The organism is Kitasatospora sp. NPDC001527 (assembly GCF_040298605.1).
Classification (GTDB): Bacteria; Actinomycetota; Actinomycetes; order Streptomycetales; family Streptomycetaceae; genus Kitasatospora.
In genome coordinates, this window is record NZ_JBEPAM010000045.1 from 48722 (window position 1) to 70427 (window position 21706).

Annotated in this window: 17 protein-coding genes and 2 pseudogenes; 8 read left to right on the forward strand and 11 right to left on the reverse strand. The window is 72.4% G+C overall.

What is annotated here, in order from left to right:
• Positions 1 to 129 precede the first annotated feature (129 nt).
• Positions 130 to 1692 carry an ABC transporter substrate-binding protein gene (locus tag ABT238_RS30595; protein ID WP_350801745.1) on the reverse strand — a complete coding sequence of 521 codons (1563 nt, stop codon included), beginning with the start codon at positions 1690 to 1692 and terminating at the stop codon, positions 130 to 132.
• Between the two features lie 219 nt (positions 1693 to 1911).
• Between ABT238_RS30595 and ABT238_RS30600 the strand changes: the two genes are divergently transcribed.
• From ABT238_RS30600 to ABT238_RS30610, 3 genes and pseudogenes are all read left to right on the forward strand, one after another.
• A complete protein-coding gene (locus ABT238_RS30600) occupies positions 1912 to 2580 on the forward strand; it encodes a TetR family transcriptional regulator (protein WP_350572085.1) in 669 nt (222 codons plus the stop codon).
• 547 nt (positions 2581 to 3127) lie between these two features.
• Positions 3128 to 3655 (forward strand): hypothetical protein, encoded by a 528-nt coding sequence (locus ABT238_RS30605; protein ID WP_350801749.1) that lies wholly within the window; start codon positions 3128 to 3130, stop codon positions 3653 to 3655.
• Positions 3656 to 4021: 366 nt separating this feature from the next.
• Positions 4022 to 4489 (forward strand): annotated as a pseudogene (locus ABT238_RS30610) (transposase); the annotation flags it as partial.
• A gap of 203 nt (positions 4490 to 4692) precedes the next feature.
• Here the strand turns inward: ABT238_RS30610 and ABT238_RS30615 are convergent.
• The gene (locus ABT238_RS30615; RefSeq protein WP_350572088.1) at positions 4693 to 5229 is read right to left on the reverse strand and encodes a GNAT family N-acetyltransferase; all 537 of its coding nucleotides are present in this window, start codon (positions 5227 to 5229) and stop codon (positions 4693 to 4695) included.
• A 442-nt stretch (positions 5230 to 5671) separates the two neighbouring features.
• Positions 5672 to 8155 carry a helix-turn-helix domain-containing protein gene (locus ABT238_RS30620; protein ID WP_350801755.1) on the reverse strand — a complete coding sequence of 828 codons (2484 nt, stop codon included), beginning with the start codon at positions 8153 to 8155 and terminating at the stop codon, positions 5672 to 5674.
• Positions 8156 to 8362: 207 nt separating this feature from the next.
• On the opposite strand from ABT238_RS30620, the gene ABT238_RS30625 reads away from it, so the two are divergent.
• Positions 8363 to 9514 carry a serine hydrolase domain-containing protein gene (locus ABT238_RS30625; protein WP_350801759.1) on the forward strand — a complete coding sequence of 384 codons (1152 nt, stop codon included), beginning with the start codon at positions 8363 to 8365 and terminating at the stop codon, positions 9512 to 9514.
• Positions 9515 to 10197: 683 nt separating this feature from the next.
• Here ABT238_RS30625 and ABT238_RS30630 read toward each other — a convergent pair.
• The 4 genes and pseudogenes from ABT238_RS30630 to ABT238_RS30645 form a co-directional block, all read right to left on the reverse strand.
• A pseudogene (locus ABT238_RS30630) lies at positions 10198 to 11303 on the reverse strand (IS630 family transposase); the annotation flags it as partial.
• Positions 11304 to 11392: 89 nt separating this feature from the next.
• Positions 11393 to 11782 carry a roadblock/LC7 domain-containing protein gene (locus ABT238_RS30635; protein ID WP_350572092.1) on the reverse strand — a complete coding sequence of 130 codons (390 nt, stop codon included), beginning with the start codon at positions 11780 to 11782 and terminating at the stop codon, positions 11393 to 11395.
• Positions 11779 to 12816: a hypothetical protein gene (locus tag ABT238_RS30640; protein ID WP_350801765.1), complete on the reverse strand. Its 1038-nt coding sequence runs from the start codon at positions 12814 to 12816 to the stop codon at positions 11779 to 11781. Before ABT238_RS30640 ends, ABT238_RS30635 begins: the two co-directional genes overlap by 4 nt.
• On the reverse strand, positions 12813 to 13172 hold the full coding sequence (locus tag ABT238_RS30645) for a hypothetical protein (protein ID WP_350801769.1): 360 nt from the start codon (positions 13170 to 13172) through the stop codon (positions 12813 to 12815). The genes ABT238_RS30640 and ABT238_RS30645 overlap by 4 nt, the downstream gene beginning before the upstream one ends.
• Positions 13173 to 13313: 141 nt before the next feature.
• Between ABT238_RS30645 and ABT238_RS30650 the strand changes: the two genes are divergently transcribed.
• A complete protein-coding gene (locus ABT238_RS30650; protein ID WP_350572095.1) occupies positions 13314 to 13679 on the forward strand; it encodes a hypothetical protein in 366 nt (121 codons plus the stop codon).
• Positions 13680 to 14693: 1014 nt separating this feature from the next.
• Here ABT238_RS30650 and ABT238_RS30655 read toward each other — a convergent pair.
• Positions 14694 to 14882 (reverse strand): hypothetical protein, encoded by a 189-nt coding sequence (locus ABT238_RS30655; RefSeq protein WP_350801772.1) that lies wholly within the window; start codon positions 14880 to 14882, stop codon positions 14694 to 14696.
• A 29-nt stretch (positions 14883 to 14911) separates the two neighbouring features.
• Between ABT238_RS30655 and ABT238_RS30660 the strand changes: the two genes are divergently transcribed.
• Positions 14912 to 15109, forward strand: coding sequence for a hypothetical protein (locus ABT238_RS30660; protein ID WP_350801774.1), 198 nt, complete (start codon positions 14912 to 14914; stop codon positions 15107 to 15109).
• A 299-nt stretch (positions 15110 to 15408) separates the two neighbouring features.
• Here the strand turns inward: ABT238_RS30660 and ABT238_RS30665 are convergent, their stop codons facing one another.
• Positions 15409 to 16239: a class I SAM-dependent methyltransferase gene (locus ABT238_RS30665; protein WP_350801781.1), complete on the reverse strand. Its 831-nt coding sequence runs from the start codon at positions 16237 to 16239 to the stop codon at positions 15409 to 15411.
• A 58-nt stretch (positions 16240 to 16297) separates the two neighbouring features.
• Here ABT238_RS30665 and ABT238_RS30670 point away from each other — a divergent pair, with 58 nt between their 5' ends.
• Positions 16298 to 16897 carry a TetR/AcrR family transcriptional regulator gene (locus ABT238_RS30670; protein ID WP_350801784.1) on the forward strand — a complete coding sequence of 200 codons (600 nt, stop codon included), beginning with the start codon at positions 16298 to 16300 and terminating at the stop codon, positions 16895 to 16897.
• Between the two features lie 208 nt (positions 16898 to 17105).
• Here the strand turns inward: ABT238_RS30670 and ABT238_RS30675 are convergent, their stop codons facing one another.
• Both ABT238_RS30675 and ABT238_RS30680 read right to left on the reverse strand, forming a co-directional pair.
• On the reverse strand, positions 17106 to 17423 hold the full coding sequence (locus tag ABT238_RS30675; RefSeq protein WP_350801788.1) for a hypothetical protein: 318 nt from the start codon (positions 17421 to 17423) through the stop codon (positions 17106 to 17108).
• Positions 17424 to 18339: 916 nt separating this feature from the next.
• Positions 18340 to 18714: a hypothetical protein gene (locus ABT238_RS30680; RefSeq protein ID WP_350801791.1), complete on the reverse strand. Its 375-nt coding sequence runs from the start codon at positions 18712 to 18714 to the stop codon at positions 18340 to 18342.
• A gap of 871 nt (positions 18715 to 19585) precedes the next feature.
• Here ABT238_RS30680 and ABT238_RS30685 point away from each other — a divergent pair.
• Positions 19586 to 19789: a hypothetical protein gene (locus ABT238_RS30685; RefSeq protein ID WP_350572101.1), complete on the forward strand. Its 204-nt coding sequence runs from the start codon at positions 19586 to 19588 to the stop codon at positions 19787 to 19789.
• Positions 19790 to 21706 lie beyond the last annotated feature (1917 nt).

A 21706-nucleotide genomic window follows, 5' to 3' on the forward strand; every position in this document is an offset into this window, starting at 1 on the left:
CTCGGGCCGGGGCGGGTCAGGGAGTAGGGGTGCTTGTTCGTGGCCGGGTTCCCCCGGCGGTGTGCGGGCTGCCGGCGGTGGGTGGCGGCGCCCGGGCCGCCCGGCCCGGTGAGGGCGGGGCGGGCGGTGTCACGGCTTCAGCCAGAGGGTGGCCGGGGAGACGTTGACGACGGTCCGCTTGGAGAGGTCGGGCAGGCCGCCGACTTTGGTGGTGGCCATGAAGCCGGCCGGGTTCTCGGTGAGGAAGAGCATCGGGGCCTGCTCGACGACGGCCTTGGCGGCCTCGTTGTAGGCGGCGGCCCGCTGGGCCTGGTCCAGTCCGGCGCGTCCGGCGGCGATGGCCTGTTCGGCCTTCGGGTCGCTCCAGCCGGTGAAGTTGTAGGGGGCGTCGGCGCTGAACAGGGTGCTCAGCGCGGTGTCGGTGTCGCCGAACATGCTGGTGACGAAGCCCTGCACCTGGAACTTGCGCTGAGCCAGCGAGGTGCCCAGGGCTGCCGGGTCCATCGGCTTGATGGTCATCTTCACGCCGACCTCGCCGAGCATCTGCTGGATGACGGTGGCGCGCTGCTGGCCTTCGGGGCGGTTGTCGACCTGGTACTCGAAGGAGAGGTCGGGGTGGCCGGACTCGGCGAGCAGGGCGCGGGCCTTCGCTGGGTCGTGGGCCGGGTAGTCGGCGGCACCGGCGGCGCGGTAGGGGGAAGCGGAGCCGATCGGGCCGTCCGAGACCTTGCCCTGGCCGAGGTGGACGACCTTCTCGACGGCTTCGCGGTCGATGGCGTACTGCAGGGCCTGGCGGACCCGGGGGTCGTCGAAGGGCGCGGCCTTGGTGTTGAACAGGATGGTGGAGGTGGCGCTGGGGCCGGTGGTGACCCGCAGTCCGTCTCGGGGGGCCTGCTTGAGTTGGGAGGGTGTTTCGGACCAGCTCAGGTCGAGGTCGCCGGAGCGCAGCGACTGGTAGCGGCTGTCGACGTCCGTCAGCACCTTGTAGACGATCTTGTCGGCGTGGGCCTTGTCGCCCCAGTAGGAGGGGTTGCGGGCGACGGTGACCGAGACGCCCGGCTGGACGCTCTCCACGGTGTAGGGGCCGGAGCCGACGGCGGGTGCGTCGCCGGCCGGGGTCCGGGAGACGTAGCCGAGGGAGCGGGTGAACAGGTTGGGGAAGGTCGCGTTCGGCGTTTTGAGGGTGAAGACGAGGGTGGTGGGGCTGTTCACCGTGGTTCCGCTGATGGTGGCGGCGTCGGCGGCGCAGGAGCACCTGCTCTCGGGCTTGGACAGGCGGGCGACGTGGTCGGCGACGGCCTGGGCGTCCAGCGGGCTGCCGTCGCTGAACGTCACGCCCTCGCGCAGCGCCAGTGTCCAGGCGGTGGCGTCGGTGTTCGGGGTGAACGCCTTGGCCAGGTACGGCTTCACGGTGCCGTTGTCGCCGTTGACCATCAGGGGGTCGTACAGCGCGTTGGCCAGGACCAGCACGGGCTGCGTGGTCAGTGTGCCGTCGGCCGGGTCGAGCTTGGTGAACGGGCGGTCCAGGCCGATTCTGAGTGTGCCGCCGTCGGTCGCCGGGCCGTCGGAGCCCGGGGCCGCCTGGGCGGAGCCGCCGGACAGCGCGTCATCGGCGGCCGAGCAGGCGCCGGCGGTGAGTGCGAGGGCGACGGTGCAGATGGCCGCTGCCAGAACGTGCTTGTGCCGCTTCATGGTTCCTCGGTCTCCTCGGAGGCGTGCCCGTTCGGCTGCCGTCGCGACCCACCATAGAGAAGTGGCACTAGTGCCAAGTGGCACTAGTGCAAACTTTTCGTGGCGAAATGCCGACGTCCCGGCGCCCGCCTTGAGCACCACCGGCCACCCGTGATTACGTGACCCCGGCCGGGCGGCACAGCCCCGCCGGACGGTACGGGGCCGGGAACGGGGCAAAACATGGACGAACCGGGAGCAGCACCGGTCGCGGTCGGGATGCGCGACCGCAAGAAGGCGCGCACCCGCGAGGTGATCCGGGCGGCAGCACTGGACCTGTTCGAGGAGGAGGGCTTCGAGCGGACCACCATCGAGCACATCTGCGAGCGCGCCGACGTGGCCCGCCGCACCCTCTTCCGCTACTATGCCGCCAAGGAAGCACTCCTCTTCGGCTGGGGCTTCGGCGAACCCATCCTCGACGCCTTCGCCGCCGCCCCCGCGAACCTCGGCCCGTGGGAGGCCCTCGTGCACGCCCTCGACGCCACCCAGGGCCGGCTCGAGGAACCCGCCGAGGACACCGAAAGACGCCGCAGGCTGCGCCGACGATTCCTCGGCATCCGCACCGTGCACGACTACGCGATCCTTCAGATCGACAACTTCGCGCAGCGCGCGGCCGACATCACCGCCACCCGGCTCGGCGTCGACCCCCTGCGCGACCTGCGCCCGTTCGCACTCGGCGGGGCGCTGGCCGCAATGACACGCCGTCAAGTTCTCCTCGGCGACGACCACGCCCTTGAGGGAAGCTGGGCGGACGCGTTCCGCGACATCCTGTCCACCACGGCCCGGAGCGGCCGGACGAGCGGCGACGGCACGGACGCAGCCTCGCCCGTGCTTCGCCGCGTCCGGCCGTAGCCCGGACCTGGCACGCGTCGGTCAGGAGTGGGCCAGGGCGCCGGCCCGCAGGAAGTCGAACAGCGTCCTCACCTCGGTCTCGTCGTCGCCGTCGCCGGTGAAGGAGAGCATGGCCTGGAGGACGGCACGGGCGAGGTCACCGACCGCCTGGGCATCGGACCGGCGCCGCGCGCCCAGCTGTGCGGCACTGGCCGCGCTGGCCCAGGACGTGCCCGGCGGCGCGAAGGATCTGGTCCGGCGTCGATAAGGAGAAGGCCAGGACGGCACCGTAGCCGCCCAGGACCCAGCCCCGGGCGGACTCCAACCGCCAAGCCCCCACACGAACGACCGGCAACGCATGCCCCGCCTTCGCGGGCGGCGCGACCGGCCCGCACGAAAGGCGCGCGGACCGGCAACACGCTCCGTGCGCACCTCCCCACCCCAAGCGGACAACGCCAGCCCTGGAATGTGGAACCGTCACGACTCATACTTCCCTCAGCCCCGCCTCATGCCGGGGCGGACCACGGTTCGCACAGCATGCGAATCATTCACGGTTCCGGAGGGAAACGTGTCCAGAAAACGGCAACTGCTCGTCGTCGCACTCCTGCTCGCCCTGATCGGCCTCGCCGCGCCCACGACGGCACAGGCCCACGTCCTCCAGGTGTCCTGCGAAGGCACGGTGCACAACGCCTACAACCCGCCCCTGACCGCCACGCCGCGGGACACCGAGGTCACCGTCGACTCCTCCTACAACATCGGCTGTGTGGCACCCGGCCACGAGGACATCCTGCCCGGCAGCGCCCACGTGCACGTCACCGTGCCCGACTACTCCTGCATCGACCTCCTGTCGACCGCCCCCGGCACGCAGACCATCACCTGGGCGGACGGCTCCACCACCACGTACGCCTACACCAGGGCGGTGTCCAACATCGCCGGCACCCTGGTGGTCACCAACTCCGGAACCGTCACCGCAGGCCGCTTCACGGGTTCCACGGTCCTCCAGGTCGCCACCGCCCCCGCGCCCAACCCCCTGATCTGCCTGACGACCGGCTACACCTCCCTGACCGCCGCCGTCAGCCTGCAGATCCTGCTGTGAGCCCCCACCGTCCGACCCGAGTCAAGACCCCGGGTCACGCGGCCGCAGCCGTCCCGACCGGCCCCCGGCCCACCCCGACACCTCGGCGAAACCCGGGAGAGCAGGACGTCGGACACACTTCGCAGAGATCCACGACATCGCGGAGTGGCTCGGCCGCCTTGTAGAGAACAGCGGCCAGGAGCCCGTCACCCCACAGGGCGGCGGGCTCCTGGCCTTCGCGGGCCCAGCTACTTACCGCCACCGGCCGCTCAGCCGCTACGCCCACTCCACACCGTGCTCGGCGAGCCGCGCGAGCTGGCCCGGCGTGAGCTTCGTCCGGGGGCTGTAAAAGAACGGTGTGACTCCCGATCAAGGAAGTAGCACCTGATGACAGACGTGACCGTCTCGGCCGAGGCCGTGGAGGCCCTGGAGGCCGTGCGGCCGGTGGAGTTGCGGCCGGATGCCCTGGACGACCAGTTGATCGGGCAGCTGGTCGACCGGGCCCGTGCGAGCGGGCTGCAGCTCACCGGCACCGGGGGCCTGCTCCAGCAGCTCACGAAGAAGATCCTGGAGTCCGCCTTCGAAGGCGAGATGACCGACCACCTCGGCTACGAGAAACACGATCCGGCCGGAGCCGGCAGCGGGAACTCCCGCAACGGCGTGCGCTCGAAGACCGTGCTGACCGAGGTCGGCCCGGTGCACAGCGAGGTGCCCCGGGACCGGGAGGGCTCGTTCGAGCCGCAGCTGGTCCGCAAGCGCCAGCGGCGCCTGTCCGGGGTGGACGAGATGGTGCTCTCGCTGTCCGCTCGCGGTCTGACACATGGTGAGATCTCCGCAGACCTGGCCGAGGCCTACGTCCCCGTCTTCACTACCGCTGAACGCCCGCCAGGCCCTTGATGCTGGTCTGGGTCGCCGCGGGTCTGGTCGGCGGCTGTGGTGTCCGGGTGTCCTGGCGTTGGGTGTGTGTTGCGTCCGCTTCTGTCGGTTGTGTGGGGACGCTGTCGCCTGCCGTTTGCCGGTGCTGTACTGGGTCGTCTGCGTGGCCAAGTATCGGGGTGTCAGAGTCGTTTTGTGGTGAACAGGGTGGTGCCGTGTGCCGGGTTCACTTCTTTCCGCTCGGTTTCGGTGAATCCGGCCTTGGCCAGAACGCGGCGAGAGGCGGTGTTCCAGTCCCAGACTGTGGCCCACAGGCGTTCGTATCCGGAGGATTTCGCCCATTCCAGAACCGCCAGCGAGGCCTCGGTCGCGTATCCCTGGCGCCAGACTCGGCGTAGCAGCTCGAATGCCAGTTCCGGTTCGCCTGCCGGTCCTCGCCCGTTGTCTACCAGTCCGCAGTAGCCGATGACGTCGTGAGAGGCTTTCCGCTCGATCGCCAGCAGCCCGGTCGACCACACTTGGTTGGTGCGAATCGATTCCTCGAGCTGCGCGACCGTGGGGTGTCCGTCTGCGTTGATTCGGCGGTGCGGTGGTACTCGTGGATCACGTTCGGTCCACAGCTCATGCTGGACGGCAGCCTCGGTGACCCGCCAGGGCCTGAGCAGGAGGCGACTGGTCTCAAGTACAACCGCGCTGTCGGGAGTTGCGCCATCTGTCATGGCACTAACCATCTCACGGGTGGACGCGCTGTCGTGTCATGGGGTGCGGGTTCGGTCCTGGCGATCGTGGACGCTCGGTACTCGATGCCGGGCGGTCCTGGGCATGGAGGATGGGTCCCTTTTCCTGACGGTACTGGACGGTGCTGCATCGGGTCTCTGAGTTGCGGCTGCAACGGGCAGTCCAGCGCGATCTGTGCGCGGAGCTGTCACGCTTCCGGGTGGACTTCTACGTTTGCTTGACCGGGCAGGAGCGGAGCGCTGATCGGCCGGCCGGCCGAACAGCGCGGCGTTGTGCGCCGGTGGGCCGGCGGGGCCTTTGGTGGGCCTGTCGTCGGCGCCCGGGCGGCAACGGCGGGTGGTGCGGGGCGGGCGACCGCGTGGCCCGTTGTCGGGCACGGGGGTTCCCGGGTCGAAAGCTAGCTCACCGTGCTGGTCGCCACGGTCAGCGTCTCCTCCCGGGCGGCTCGACGGCCGGTCGCCGTCCGGGGTCGGCACCCGGGCGCGGCCGGGCGAGTACCTGCTGGAGGCTCTGGTGCCGGAACTGGTAGACGGCTCCGGTCCGGCGCAGCACGCCGCGGCGGTGGGCGTCGTCCAGGAAGTTCATGGCGTCCCAGGGCAGTCGGCGTGTCAGCGGCAGCCAGATGCGGGCCGTCGTGAGCCACCGGCCCCAGGCGGTGAAGGCGAGGACGTAGGACGCCGAGCCGCCCAGTCCGCCGATGGCTGCCAGCGGCAGGGCCACGGTCAGGGGCCAGGTGAACGACCAGGGCAGTGCCAGGTCGAGCAGGGCCACGATGGCCGAGCCGCCGAGGGCGCAGCCCAGGGTGATCGCCGGGGCGAGCAGCAGGAACTGGCCGAGCGCGGCGGCCCGGTCAGCCGCGAGCAGGCCGGACGGTGTGGCCGCGGCGGTGGTGTCCACGGGGACTTCGAGTGCTGCGATCAGGGCGAAGACCAGCCCGGCCGTCAGGCCGAAGGTCAGCCCGAAGGCCAGCATCTTGTCGGTCGCGGTGCGGGCCAGTCCCGTGTCCGGCAGCCAGTCCCACATCGCCCGGACGAGGATGTCGGCCCAGGCGTAGCCGACTCCCAGGACGGAGCCGCCCAGCAGTCCGGCCCTGAAGCGGGCACGGACCTCGCCGGGTCTGCGGGCGGCCGGGCGCCATGCCGTCGGCAGCGCGAGCCGTACCCGGGAGGGGAGGGCCGCAGCGCGGCCCGACACGGCCAGGGCGCAGTGCGCGAGGCCGAAGGTGGTCCCGGAGAGGAGTCCGGCCAGGGCCCCCTGGAGCAGGAGCCGTGCCGGGTCGAACCCGCTGGTGTACAGGAAAGCCTGGCCGAGGGACTCCACGAGGCAGAGGGCTGCGGTCATGCACAGGGCGGAGACCAGCACGGTGTGCAGGACGCGCGTCGGTGTCCGGACGGACTCACCGAGCCGCCACCAGGCGAGGTCCTGCCGGTCGCCCGGGTTCCGGGCGTCGAGCGCGGACGCGAGGTGGCCCAGCCAGCGGTGGGCCCGGGCCGGGTCGTGGCCGCGCTGTCCGTGCTCCGTCTCCCCCCGTTCGGCGGCGCGGTGGCGGTAGAGCGCGGGGACGAAGCCCGTCAGGAGGTGTTCCTCCAGGTGGCGCGGGGTGGGGAAGGCGGTGGCGTCGAGGAGTTCGGCGGGGTCCTGTCGGTGGGGCCTGGCGTACATCGTCCGTGCGAGCGTGACCATCAGCGGGGTGCCCAGGACCTCTCCGAGCCGGACGCCCGCCGGGGTGTCCCGAGCCTGCAAGCGCTCCAGGACGGCGTCCCACAGCTCCGGCCCGCCGTCCTCACCCGGGGCGGGCGCGCGGCGGTCGGTCCGGGGAAGGTAGGCGGCGAGGTCCTCGGCGCCCAGGTCGGCGAGCTCGACGCAGGCCGCCCACACCAGCGGGGCGCCGACCGCGCGGACCGCCCGGGCGTACTCGTCCCGGCGGCTGGTCAGCACCAGCGGCAGGGATGTCGAGTTGAGCGCTTCCAGCGCCGGTTCGCGCAGGTCCTCGGCCAGTTCGTCGAAGCCGTCCAGGACCGGCAGGACCAGGTCGGCGTCGACCAGCGCGGCGGCCAGCGTCGACCCGTCGGGCATCCGGCTGGCCAGGTGGGGGTGGTCGCGCTGGAGGTGGTCGACCAGGAGGTCCCGCGGCGCGGTGCGGTCCGGGTCCCAGGCGCCGATGCCCAGGACCACCGGCACCCGGGAGAGGGGGGCGGAGGAGAGCAGGTCGAGGGCGAACCTGGCGGCCAGCACCGACTTCCCCGAACCGGGCCGGCCGAGCACGACCAGCCGCCGCGACGTGACGCCCCGGTAGGTGGCGACCACGTTGCCCAGTTCGCCGTTCAGGTCCAGGTCCTCGGGCGCGTCTCCCGGCCGCAGGCGCTGGACGTTCTCCGGGCGGTCCATCAGGTCGGCGGGGGCCGGACCGTACCGCACGGGCAGGGGGAACGGGTCGTGCACCCGTCGGTGCTGCTCCTCCCGCAGTAGGCGGCGCCGGACCTCGCGGGCCAGGGACGCGGCGGCGTCGGCGATCGCGTCGTTCGAGGGCCCGTGCGGGGCGGCGGGGTCCGGGACCGGCGGCCGCGGCCCGGTTGGCGGATCGGTGGGATCCGGACTGGCCGGCGGATCGGTGGGATCCGGCCGAGCTGGTGGTCGGCCGGCGGACTCGAGCGGGCCGACGGGCTCTGGCCGGGCGCTGTCAAGGATCGCGGTGAGCCGTTCGCGTTCCTCCGTCGAGACGCCGAGCCCATTCGCCAGGTGGTGCAGCGTGCTCAGCCGGGTGTCGGAGGACGTGCCCGTCTCCAGTCGGCGGACCGTGCGCACGCTCAGCTCGGACCGGTCCGCCAGCTGCTCCTGGGTGAGCTGGGCGCGTCGGCGCAGCTGACGCACGAACTCGCCCAGTTCACGGGCCACTTCTCTTCGCATTTCCCCGTCCCCTCGGTCAAGTCCGGTGCACCGAGCGTAGCGCGGGGACCGGCCATTCGTGGCCGGTCCCCGATGGCCGCCTTGTGGCCTGTCCTTCGGGGCCGGGCGGACCGCATCGTGGTCGGGCCGGCACCCCGCCGGCGGCTCGCTGTCGCCCGTCGCGGCGGACGTCGAGGACCCCTTTCCGGAGGAACGGACACCATGGTGATGAGGAGCAGCACGAGGTTCACCCCCGTCGCCGGCGCCGTGTGCGCGGCGGTGCTGACGCTGTCGGGCCCGGTGGCGCGCGCCGTCCCGGCCGAGGGCGGCCACGCCGCGACGCTGTCGGCGCTCAGGGCCTTCCAGTCGCAGGCCGGTCCGGGCGCCGCGGTCCACGCGGGCGCCCTCGGCGGGTCCTGGACGCTGTCGGCGGGCACCGGCACCGCCGGCGCCGACCTGCCGATCGGGCCGGACGAGTACTTCCGTGTCGGCAGCCAGACGAAGACCTTCGTCGCGGTGGTGGTGCTCCAGCTGGCCGAGGAGGGCCGGGTCGCCCTGAACGCGCCGGTCGCGGACCATCTGCCCGGCGTCGTCGCCGGCAACGGCTACGACGGCGCGCGGATCACCGTGCGCCAGCTCCTCCAGCACACCAGCGGCATCGCCCCGTACAACCCCTATCCCGGTGTGAGCACGCCGCGGCCGGAGCCGGACGGCGCCTACAGCCTGACGGCTCTGGTCCGGCAGGGGCTGAGCGTGCCCCCGGTCGCCGAGCCCGGCGCGGGCTTCACCTACTCGAACACGAACTACTACGTCCTCGGCCTGCTGATCGAGAAGCTGACGGGGCAGCCGGTGCACCGGGCGGTGACCGAGCGGGCCGTCGTCCCGCTCGGCCTGACCCGCACGCTCTTCCCCGCGCCCGGCGAGCGCGCCCTGCCCGCTCCCGCGGTCAACGGCTACCACATCGCCCGGCTCGGCCCCTTCTCGGTGTGGACCCCGGTGACGGACTACGACTCCTCGCTCTACAGCAGTGTGGGCGGCATGGTCTCCACCCTGGCGGACCTGACGGCCTTCCACCGGGCGCTGGCGGGCGGAGCCCTGCTCGCCCCGGAGAGCCTTGCCGAGATGCGCACCACCCTGGAGGTGAACCCGACGGTGGCCTACGGCCTCGGCCTGCACCGGCGGGCCCTGCCCTGCGGCGGAACCGCGTGGGGTCACTCCGGCGTCGTGCCGGGCTACCAGAGCTACACCCTGGTCACCGACGACGGCCGCCACGCCTCGGTCGTCACCAACGCCGCCATCCAGTTCGGCGCGCTTCCGACTGCGGCCCTCTACAAGGTCATGGACACGGCCCTGTGCGAGGACGCCCCCCAGGACTCCTGACGGCAGGCGACGCCCGACTGGGCCCGAGCCCGGTCGGGCGGGGTGTCCGACGCGGTCTCCGCCATTCACGTGGGGCCCGCGGTGCACCGCGCCGGGTCCACGCGCCGTGTTCGGGGTGCGATATCAGGTCGATGGCAGTACCGAAAGGCCCTGACGCCACCGGTGATGCCGTCGCACGAACCGCTGAGACAGACATGAGTCGGGGGTACGCAGTGACGGAACAGAGCGACGGAGGCGGGGACAACTTTGTCGCAACGCTTCTCTGGCTCCTCCTGGGATTTGTCGCCGGGTTCGCCTTGTCGACGAAGGTCGTCATCGCCCTGGAGATCCCGCTCGGTGAACAGTCGACGCTGAATGAGAGACTCCTGATTGTCGCTCTGTTCGTCGGGCCCGCCTTCCTTCTCGTGAGCATCTCGAACCATTTGGAGAGATGGGCCGCGCGGGGAAACTTCTCCTGGGCGAGATACTGGACGGCAATGTTCAGTGTCGCCGTGACGGTACTGACGCTGCTGGGTATGAACAGCGTCGACGACCTGATCGCCCTCGCCGACGCATGGAAGGCGTACAACGAACAGCGGCCCAGGTGAACGGCCCGGCTGAATCCGAACACAAGCAACGGGTCCGTCAGCTAGTGCTGTGACCGCATAGGTTCGCCGGGTTGCTGGATCACGCGGCGAGGGGGGGGGTCTGCCGCCCCAGCGGATGCCCTTCTCGCTGCGAACGCGGGCGCGCTCGCGGCGCTGGGCGGCCAGGACGTCGGGGTGGCGGGCGTTGGTGTTGCGCCAGTGCAGGTAGGCGTGCAGCGCGTGGGTCTGGACCGTGTGGTTCGGGTGGTTGGAGTTGGCGAGGGTGAACTGCCGCAGCGGTCCGAAGTGCGCCTCGATCGGGTTCGCCCAGGAGGCGTTGGTCGGGGTGAAGCACAGGTGGACGTTGTGCCGCTTCGCCCAGCGCGGGATCTTCCTGCCGTTGTGGGCGGAGAGGTTGTCCAGGATCACGTGGACCGGGGCGCCGTCCGGGCGCGCGGCCCGGATCGATCTGAGCGCGGCCAGGGTGTTCTCGGTGCCCTTGCGGCGGCGGTTGACGCCCCACAGGGTGTCGTCGCCGACCGGGTAGCAGCCGTGGAAGGAGGTGACGCCATGGGTGCGGTGGTAGGTCGCCGGGAGCCGGTCGGGCCGGTTCTGTTCGGCCCAGCCGCTGCCGGCGGTGGGCCGGATGCCGAGCGGGCCGAACTCGTCGAACGCGAACGTGCGGTCGGGGAAGCGGTCCAGGACATGCTCGATCCGCTCGATCTTGGTGTCGAAGTCGGGGGTCGGTGGACTCCTTCCAGGTCCGGATGCGCTGGAAGGTGACACCGCGCCGGGCGAGCAGGCAGCGCAGTGTCTCGCGGCCGACGCGGATCACCCGGCCGTGGGCCTTGCGCAGGTAGGCGAGCAGTTTGCGGATCGACCAGCGGGTGAAGGGTTGGCCGAGCCGGGTCGGGCGGGTGGTGGCCGTCTGGACGACGAAGTCCTCGTCGTCAGTGCTGAGATGGCGGGGACGGCCTCCCGCCCAGCGAGGGTCCAGGCAGGCCAGGCCGATCTCGTTGAACCGGTGGATCACGTCCCGTACCGTGTCCTCGTCCGCCTGGACCAGCTGGGCGATGACCGGGACCCGGTTTCCCCCGGCCGAGGCCAGCAGCATCATCGCCCGCCGGTAGCGCACCGTGTTCGTGCTGCCCCGACGCACGATCCGCTGTAACTGCCGGCCTTCCTGCTCCGTGAGCCTGCGAACCCCTGACCGGCTCCGCCACCGGGGCTCCTTCCGAGCTGAACGTCTCGCGACATCCAACCGGCCGAAGGCCCCGTGGCGCCAACCCGGTGAACCTATGCGGTCACAGCACTAGAGAGTGGGGGCTATCCCGAGTAGTTCGCTGAGGCGGTGGATCGTGGCGGGTGACTCGCGGTGCAGGCCGGGGACGTCGAGGCCCTCGTCTCCCAGGATCATCAGCAGTGCCTGTTCCCCGATCGCGAGGACCACGATGTAGCCGTTGTTGCAGCGGGTGACCACGTCGCGTAGGCCGCCGACGCCGGTCTCGGCCGCGGTGCGTCGGCCGAGGCCGAGCATGGCGGCCGACAGGGCGGCGGCCGATTCGGGGTGGAGGGCGGCCGTGTCGGCGGCCACCAGCAGGCCGTCGGTGGTGGAGATGACACTCTCCGAGATGCCCATGACCCGGTCGCGCAGGGATTTCAACTCGTCGACCAGCGCGGCGGTCGGTGTCTGGCTGCTCATGGTGTGCTCTTCTCGCTCTGCTCGGTCGTCTCGGTGCGCGCGGTGTGTTCGGCGCGGTGGGTGTTCGGTGGACCGTCGGGAGCCGCCGCTCTCTCGGGTCGGGCGGGCAGGTGGCCGGGTCCGCTGGGGCCGCTGGGGCTGCCGGGACCGCGTGCGCCGGGTCCGCTGCGGACGCGGCGCGGCAGTGGTCCGGTGCTGGCCGGTGGCGGTTCGTTCGTCGGTATGCGCGGGGCCACGCTCGGTGCCGGGGGAGCGGGGTGCGCCGGTTCCCGGTGGAGCAGGTGCCGGGCGTCCATCCGTACGACGTCGAGGAGTACCGCGAACACGCCGCGTCCCAGGGTGAAGGCGAGGTCGCGCGCGGTGCGGCGGCCGGTGGCGGCGGCCAGGATCTCCCGGTGGCGGACCGGGATCCGCGGCGCGCCGGATTCGGGCCGGGTGGCAGGGCGGATCCGGATGCGGGCCAGTTCGCCGGGCGGTCCCCAGAGGCGGGTCAGCAGGGCTGTGCGCCGGGCGGTCTCCTCGAAGAGCCGCTCCGGTTCGATGCCCGGGCGCAGCGCGATCCTGGCAGGCGGCGCCGCCTCGGCGGTCTCCCAGCTGCCGGGCGGGCTCAGCGCCAGGGCGAAGGCTCCGTCGAAGGCGGCGGCGACGCAGACGGCTTCGAGTTCGGCGGCGCTGATCGTCCCCTGGGCCACCAGGGCCGTGCCGAGGTCGCCGCCCCGGGCCGGGGGAGCGTCGGCCGGCCGGCCGGTTGACGCGGCCGTCTCGGCGGACGCCCACTCCTGCTCGCCGACGCGCCGGGACTTCAGCAGCAGGGTCTCGGCGGTCGGGGCCCCGGGGGTCTCGACCGCCGAGACCAGCCCCTGCTCCAGGTGGATGGTGCCGCCCGGTGTGCTGGAGACGGTGACCGAGCCGGTGAACTCCGTGCGGCGCAGCGCGAGCAGCAGCGCGGGCACGTTGCGCGCGGTGGGCGGAGCCGGCGTCGTGGGAGCCGCGGGCAGGGCGGGCGGCGCCGTGTCGTGGGACGGGCCGGTCATGCCAGCAAGTCCTGCGCGCGGTCGGCGCTCTGGCGGACGGCCAGCGCCAGGTTGGTTCGTTCGCGGTCCAGCACGGTGGCCAGCAGCAGGGGGTCGCCCTTCCGGGGCACCACCTGGACGACCTGGTGATGGCGGGTGCTGGTGACCACCAGGCTCTCCAGCTCGCTCTCCGCCCCTGCCTCGTACAGCCGCTCGCCGATCAGGCTGGTCAGCTCGGCGAGTTCGGCCCCGGTCCCGAGCAGCCGGTGGTCCCCGGCGGACTGGTAGGTGAGACCTGTGACGGCGTCGACGAGCGCGGCACCGACCACTCCGGGGGAGCCGAGCACATCGGCGAGGGAAGCTTCGAGTGCGCGCACCAGTACCCCTTCACGTTCTGAACCCCGGTAGCGTACTTTATTCCATCATTTTCACGAGGTGACCACAACCGGCGGCTTCTTGCTACTTTGTTCCCGCACACGGGAGTTCTGCCCGGAAGTCACGCAAAGGACGAACAGCGCATGAACATTGACGACGCACTCAAGGACGCGATGGCCATCGAGGGGGCCATCGGAGCGGCCGTGGCCGACTACGAGAGCGGTATGTCACTCGGGCTCCTCGGCGGGGGGCAGCAGCTCGACCTGGAGATTGCGGCCGCCGCCAACACCGAGGTCGTTCGTGCGAAGATACGCGCCCTGGCCGCGCTGTCGATCGATGATGTCATCGAGGACATCCTGATCACCCTCGGCACCCAGTACCACCTGATCCGCCCGCTGACCCGCAGTCACGGCTCGCTCTTCCTCTACCTGGCGCTGGACCGCTCGCGCGCCAACCTTGCACTCGCCCGGCACGGTCTCAAGCGCATCGAGGCCGCTCTCGACGTCTAGCCGAGGCCGGGCCCGCGGCCCGGGTGTCCGCGCCCCGCCCGGAAGCCCTGCCCGAATGCCCTTTCCGGAAGGCCCGTGCGGGCCGCGTGCCGCGCGTGGAATTCCGGGCAGAGCGAATGCGGGGCGTGATGAACCGACTACGGGGATCCGCCCGTGGGGATCGGGCCGCGAGTATCGCGGGTGTGCACCGGCCACGGAAATGCGTGACTTCCCGATGACTGGACGTCATATCCGCCCCGGCTGTTCCGGCCGGCGAGGGAACGCCGGAACACCGTGGTCGAACCGCCGGAGCGCCGGTGTTTCGGCGGTGCCGCGGAATCGGCTCGACCACGCCGCGCGCGCGGCACGAAGGCACGCCGCCGAGCCGCGCGCCGGATGGCAGGGGAAGCCGGGGGAGTCCGACGGGTACCGCCGACGTCCAGCGCCAACGCTGTTCAGTTGGACGCGGACCCCGGGAATCCAGGTGACGGCAGTGGCTCGGCGCCGAACGCGAGGACGTCCCGCCCCGGGTACCGGATGGCTGCCACGTACTCGCCGATTCTGTCGTCGACCTCTCTACCGCTTCAGCCGGGCAGGGCCTCCTCCGGGATCAGGGCGTACCCCGCGAAGTCGGCCCCGTCGAGCCGGACCAGTGCACAGCCCGGTGTCATCCGCCGATGATCGCGCCCGCCCGCCCGGCCCGCGACAACGGCCGGACGGCGCGGCGCGGGTGGCGGCGTTCCCGGGGCGTCCGGCAATCCCGGTCCGGGATGAGCGGGGGCGAGGCGTCGACGGATTGCGGGCTCGCCGTCGAGGACCGCGGCTGCCACCTGCTCGGCGGCCCGGGCAACGTCGGCCATGGCCCGGTTGAGGTCGTTGCCGTGTCGGCTGAACACGCGGGGCCCGGACCCGAGACCGGTACGCAGCGCGGCCCGCCGGCTGGCCCGCTTGGGTTCCAGGCTCGGGCCCGGGCCGGTGGGAAGCCGGTGACGGGCCGGGCGGGGGCGACGTCGACCGGCAGCGGGATCGGCGGTGTCACGGCGGATCCCCGTCCAGACGCCTGCCGTAAGCCATGCCCGCGACGCATGCGAACGCCTCCGGCGCGGCGGTGAGCATCGCCCGCTGCTCGTCGTCGGTGGCGCGGTCCTGGTCGTAGCAGGACCAGGGGCAGCGGCCGGACGGATTCCGGCCGGCCCTCCGCCCGCACGCCTGGCACGTCATCATCGGCGGTTCCACAGGCCGCGGGCCTCGTCATGGGTTTCGGCACCACCGTGCTGGGGTGGCGGCTGCTGTCGCTCGCCGACGTCATGTCCGCCCTCGTTCGGCTGTTGTCGGTGTTCGCGGCGGTCGGCTGGGTGGCGGTGTCGGGCGTGGGCGGGGTGTTCACCGCCGCCCAGCCCAGCCCAGCCCGTCCCGGCTCGGCATCAGCCGGGCAGGGGCAGGGCCGGTGAGCGCGTGTGCGCTGTCGGCGAGCCAACCACTCGAGCGCCTGGCCGAGACCGTCCACGCCGTAGGTTGAGCCGCTCCGTTGGCAGCGGGTCCTGTGGCGGCGAGTCCTGCTGGAGCTCTGGATTCCACGTCGCGTCAGCAGCGGGACGGTCGGCTGGTCTTTGGCGATCGTGTGGCCCGCCGGGATGGACCGTTGGTCTGAGGTCCGGTGCGGGGTGCCGGAGGGCCTGCCCCGCCTCCTGGGGGCGTCGCCGGGTTCAGCGGTCTGCTCGTGCCCGGCGACGCCCGACGTTTGCGGTGGTCAGGCCGTGTTGGAGCGGGTCGAGGTGATCACGACGGATGTGTAGGGCATGGTGGCGTGGCCGCCGAGCTCGTCGATCGCCGTTCCGGCGCTGTCCAGGACCTCCGCCATTTTGTCTGCGGGGAGTTGGGTGAGGCCGCCGAAGGTGGGGAGTTGGTCGAGCCACTCGTCTCGGGAGTAGGTGCGCTCCCAGGTGAAGCGCCACTGTTCCGGCTCGCTGAAGCTGCCGGTCCGGCGGATTCCGTCGGCGATTTTCGCGAACAGTGGCTGGTATGCGTCCACGGCCGATCCTCTCAGCAGGCCGGGGTTGAACGGGGAATCGGGGGCGACCCGTTGGAGGGCTTCGGCGAGGGCGTCGATCACCTCGGCCGGGAGCTGGGGGACGTGGTGGAAGGGAGCGAGCCGGCCGCCGGGCCGGAGTACCTGGGCCGCTTTGGCCGCGCCGGCGACGGGGGCCACCCAGTGCCAGGCGGTGCCCGCGATGACCGTGTCGAACTGCCGCCTGGCCGGCTGCCAGTCCTCGAACCTGGAGACCTCGACCTCGATGCGGCTGCGTCGCGCAAAGGCGGCCATCCGCTCGTCGGGCTCGACACCGAGCACCGTGCAGCCGGCCGCCTGGAATTGCCGGGCCTCGATGCCCGTCCCGGCTCCGACGTCGAGGACGTGCCGACCGGGGCTTGCGGCGACGATCCTGTCGATCAGGGCCTGGGGGTAAGGCGGTCGGGCGCGGTCGTAGCGTTCGGCGTCGACGCCGAACGATTCGGCTGTCAGCCGGTGGCGGTGGGGCTCGGGCCCGGACTCGTCGGGCTGTCCCTGCGATAAAGTGGGCATGCGCCCACACTAATGGGCGGTTGCCCACTTGTTAAGGCGGGGCGCGGAAGGGGAGACCATGCCGTCAGGGGTGCACATCCACAACGTGCGAGGCCAGTTGTTCGAAGCCGCCGAGCGCGTCCTGCTCCGGGACGGGCCCGACGCGCTGACCAGCCGGGCGGTCACGGAGGAGGCGAACTGTGCCAAGGGTGTACTGCACCGGCACTTCACCGATTTCGATGCCTTCCTGGCGGAACTGGTCCTCGACCGCGTCCGCGGCATCGAGGACCGAACCACGACTCTGCGTGCCGCCGCCGGCACCGGGAGCGTGGTGGACAACCTCACCGACGCCCTGCAGGACCTGTTCGGTCCGGTCACGGTGGCAATCGTCGCGCTCATCACCTTCCGCGACGGCCTCCGCGCCCGGCTGCGCGAGGCCGGTCTGACCGGCATCCCGCTGGCCGTGCAAGGCACCGCCATGATCGCCGCATACCTCACCGCCGAGCGGGAGTTGGGGCGCCTGGCCGGTGACGCCGACATCGACACACTCGCCCCCACCCTCGTCGGGGCCGGGCACCTGCTGTCCGCCGACCGGACAAGCGCCCCACCGCAGACCGCCGCCGTCCGCAAGATGGTGGCCACCGTCATCGCCGGCGCCTTGCGACCACCCCAGTCGTAGGTCGGGCCGCCGGACAGGTGACCGAGGATTCCACCACGTCCAGGAGGCTGAGCAGATCCTTTGCTTCGTGGACGGGAGCGGCGCCCGCGGGAGTGGCTGCGCGGGGGCTGGGCCGCTCGATCAGCTGAACGCCGGCGGCGCACTTGTGAGGGGCGGGCACCGGGCTCGGGGTGTGGAGCCGGTCCGGTGCGGGCGGCGAACTGCTGGATCACCGCCTGACGGGGCCCTGCCCTGAGCGGCCATGACGATCCCCGACGAGGTGGACGAGGCGCTCCTCCCGCACGCCCTGCTGCGCCACTTCGAGCGCGTCGCGCCGCTCGGCGAACGCACCACCGGCCCCCGGCCCGGATGGGATATCCAGGCGGGCAGCGCGCTCGCCGACGACGACGCGAACACCGGCCCGCACCAGCTCTCCCTCAGTGCCCACCACGCGCTGGTCGTGGCCGTCGGCCACCTCCAGGCCCTGGCCGGCCGCCCTGGTGAGCGGAACCGAGAACGACGGCCACCGCGAGATGCTGCCGCCCACCCCCGCCCCGTTCACCCCGCTGCGGGCCGCTGCGGAGAACGCCGGGCGGGCCGTGTGGCTGCTCTCGCCCCCGCCTCGCGCCGCGAGCGGGTCCACCGCTGCCTGCGGATACACCTCGCGGCCTCTCGGACCTGAGGAGCAGCGAGGCGAAGGCCGAACTGCTCGGCCACGCCCTGGACGGCCGTCAGGAACGCGAGAGGCGGATCAAGGAACTGCTGCGCGCGGCCGGCATACCGCGCGGCGAACTGTCGAACGGGAAGCTGGAGATGCCCGGGTACGGCGGCGTCGTGCGTACGGCGGGGCCTGCACGGGCACCCCCGTCGCGGGGGAGCGCGTCGGGCTTTTCCGCGGCGCCTGCGCGTCCTCTTCCAGGACTGGTCGCGCGCACAACGGCGACCGTCGTGCCGCGACGCCTTGGCGGTCACGGGCCCCCGCTCGCTGGGCGTGCCCGGCAGCGATGCCTGCGCGAGGCGGGGAGTTCCTGTCCGGGAACGGGCGGGTGGTCCTGGGTGCCCGGTTGCCGGCCGGGAGGGCGGGACGGCAACAGGGCGCCGCCCGCGGCCCGTTGAAGAGGCTGTTGCGGGCGCCGGCTGCCCGCCGAGGCCGGTTCCCGTTCCCGCTCGCGCGCTGCTCGCGCTGCGGCCGTCGTTGCGGGCCGCCGGGGTCAGGCCGGGAGAGTGTCGGCGAGGCCGGCGATGGCCGGGTCTCTAGGGCCGGGTCTCTGCCGGGCGGCGCCGACGCCGCTCCGCGCCTGGTTCGGGCTGCTCCGGTCCGCCGACCGGTTCAGGGCCAGGCCGCCGTCCCGCGCCCGCCGCCGTGCTGAGCCCGCTGCTGTTCCGCGCCTGCCGCCGTGCTGAGCCCGCTGCTGTTTCGGGCCGCGGGTGGCTTCGACAGACCGGATGCGGGGTCAGGGGTGCTACGCGAGGCGGATGGGGACGGTGAGGAGGAGCAGGTGGCCGGTTGTGGCGGCGGTGTTCAGGTCGTGGGGTCCGGTGAAGGGTCCGGTGATCAGTAGCAGGGTGTGGTGGGTGCGGGTGGCGCGGTGCCATTCGCGGCTGGCGGTGATGGGGCCGTCGTACCAGGTGTGGTTGCCGGGCCGGTGGATGGTGAGGCGGTGGCTGTCGAGGTGGGCGGACCAGGCGGGGTCGGGGGCTTCGGGCATGTGGGGGGTCCAGCCGTCGCCGGGGTGGGGGAGGCGGTCGGGTGTGGCGGGGACGATGAGGGCGGGGCGCAGGTCGGGCAGTAGTTCCGGCCAGGGCACACCGTGCAGGCCGGTGCTGGTCAACTCCACGCGCGCGATCCCTTTCCCCCTGACCTGTGCCGGCTGTCGTGCGGCCTGGCGGATCACCATCATGGGCCACGACGGGTGCCCGCGTGCGGTGAATCCGCAGGAAGTCCCGCAGAGGGGCTGCGGTCCCACCGTCGTCAGCGCCCCGACCGCCGGCGGTCCCGGCGAGGGGAAGGGCCGGCCCGTGGCCGGGCTCTGGCGGTAGGTCGGCCCGCGCAGTACGCGCCGCTCGCTGGCGTGCTGGGCCGTGTCGGCGCTGTGCCGCACACGGCGGCGGGCCCGCTTGCCGCCGCGCTCTGGAGCGGGACGGTCGGCCCGGTGCTCGGCGCTGTCCTGCTACGGGGCCGGCCGCGGGCACGTCGCCGCTGGCTCGCCGGGGTGTGCGGTGCCTGCCCTGCGCGCGGTCAGGGTCCGCTGTGTCCTGGGGCGCTGCCGCTTCTTCCGGCGCCGGTGTGGGGGTGGGGGTTTGGCGCAGGCGTTGGCCGTGGGGGGTGTCGGGCAGGTGGATGCGGCGGGGGTGTCCTGGCGGGAGGGACCGAGGTAGACGACGATGCGGGCAGCTGGGTCGCCCTGGTCGGTCGCCGGCAGCCCGGTTGTCGACGCCGCCGACGGTAGCCCGCTGTTGTCCGCCACCCCCACCGACGCGCCCTCACCCTGCTGTGCCCGGCGCTCGCCCGTGCTCTCGCCGCTTCCCTGGGGTCGGTGTCGCATGCCGCAGAGCGGCTGGGCCGTGTTTTCGGGCTGTGGCGAGCGGGCTCGAGTGTGGCCGCCGGGGGCGGGGGTTGGATGATCGGTGGCACAGCCGTCGGAGGGGCCGGTGGCGGGCGGGCGCTGTCCGCCGGCTCGACAGGATGCCGAGGGATGGGGAGAACTGGTGCTGGACGGGGAGGAGCACGGGAACGCGGTGCTGGCCGAGATTCTGCTCAGCCGGAAGATCGGGGTGGCTCACGTGAAGCTGGTGGGCGACCTCATTTCGGTCACGGCCCAGCTGGACATGGCCGCGCAGACCGGCAGCGCCTTCACGCTGGACGGTGTTGTCGCGTACGAGGAGAAGTTCGGCCCGCTGGAGGCGGCCTAGCCAGGCGGCCTGGCGGGCGGTGGACGCTGCGGCCGACAGGCGGCTGCGTGCACCCGAACTCCAGCGGCTCAGGACCACGCTGACGGCGGCGGTCGAGGGTATTGCGGACTTCGCCGGTGAGCGGGGTGTCGAGGTGGAGCTCCACCGTTTCGGGAACGCCGGCACGTAGGTGGACTTCCGGGAGTCTGCGCGGGGCACAGGCCGGTGAGGATCGAGACCGGGCGCGTCCTCACCGGCCCGGGGCTACTCCGTTCGGGAGATCGCCGGGATGGGTGGCCGGGTCGGGTGGCCGGGTCGGGTGGGCAGAGCCGTCGGTATGACGTCACCTCTGGCCAGGCGCCGCCGCCGATGCCGAGGCCGTTCGGCCCGGCTCGCCATGCCCGCCCCCTGCTGCCCTTGTGGCTTTGTTGTGGGGTTGCTGGGGTTTGCGGGTTTGTGGTGGGTGGGTGGGTGCTGGGTTTGGTTGAGTGTGGGCTTTTCTCGGGTGGGGTCGTTGTTGGGGTGGGGGGGCATGAGTGTGTGCTCGGTCTGGTTTTCGGTGGTGACTGCCAGCGTTGTGGCGGTAGGTCCGGGTGTGGGTGTGTGCGGTCCTGTTTCACGATGTCTGTCTGGCTCTGACGTGCCGCTGGCGGGAGTGTTCGGGGGGTGCAGCGCTGCCTGTCCGGTGGTTTGGTTGGGGAGGGGGAGGATCCGCCGGCGGCGCTGTGCCGGGAGTGGCTGGAGGAACCCGGACCTACCGCCGCGGCGCTGGCGGTCACCGCTGGGACCAGGAGGGTGAGTGGCCGGGCGAGAGGGTGTTGTTCCGTTGCCGGTATCTGGTCTTCCCCGTCTGGCTGCCCGCTGGCTCTCACCAGCGTGTTGCCGGGACCGAGCAGGACGGCCCGGCCGGGCGCTGGGGGGCTGGCTGCCGTTCGTCGTGGTGGGCGGCTTCTATCTCTGCCCGGTCGTCGGCTCTGTCTTTGACGGGGCTGCCGTGTCCGGCACTGCCGCTGCCGGTCTGCTGTTGCTCTCCGTTGGGGTGCCTGCTGCTGCCGCTCTCCGCCGCTGCCGGCCTGCTGTTTTTGTTCCTGCCCGGTGCTTGCGCGGTCCGGCTGACGGGGGGTGCTGGGGCGGGTCCGGCTGTCGCGGGTGGCGGCCGTTGTTCTGGCCGGTACCGCCTGGGACGAGGGAACTGCTTCGGTGCGGACCCCGTCCGTGGCGGTGGCGCGGCTGTGGGGCCGCCGCCGCTGCGCATCTGGAGGTCGTTGTGCGGGTCAGGGCCGCCGGCCGTCGTCGTGGGAAGGGCCGCCGGCGCGGCTGCCGCGCCCGCCGAGTCCTGTCTCGTTCTCGCCGTTCTGTTTCCGCTCCCGGGGGCCGGCGGCCGGTTGCGCGGTGGTGTGCTCGTGGCCGGTGGCGGGGCGGTGGTGCTTGATGGAGGTGGGAAGCCGCCGTTCTCCGGTGGTGGTTGCGGTGTGGGTGAGGTGGGCGGCGGGCCGGTGCGCCTCCCCGGCCGCGGTGGTGGGGTGTTCGGGGTGGGGATCGGGGCCGGGCGGGCTGCGGCCTTTGCTGCGGGCGTGGGCGGTGGTGACGAAGGCGGTGTGCGCGCAGCCGGGGTCGAGCAGGTGACCGCGTCCGTTGTGCGGGGCGGCCTGCTGAGCGGGTGTCGCCTGCCGGGCCCGGGGGGGGTGGGGGAAGGCCGCGCTGATCGCTGATTGCTGATTGCTGATTGCTGATCGCTGTCCCGGCCGGGGTGGGGTGTCAGGCCTTTGCGTGGCCGGCCTGCGGCAGGGTGATGAACCAGGCCGGGTCCTGTGCGTGCAGGCAGGCAGGCCATGTGTTTCTGGGGTTGTTTGCGGGGGGCTTGTCCGCCGTGCGGCTGGGCCGGGGGGACCGGTGCGGTCACGGTCTGGCGGAGGGCGGAGGGCGGAGGGCGGAGGG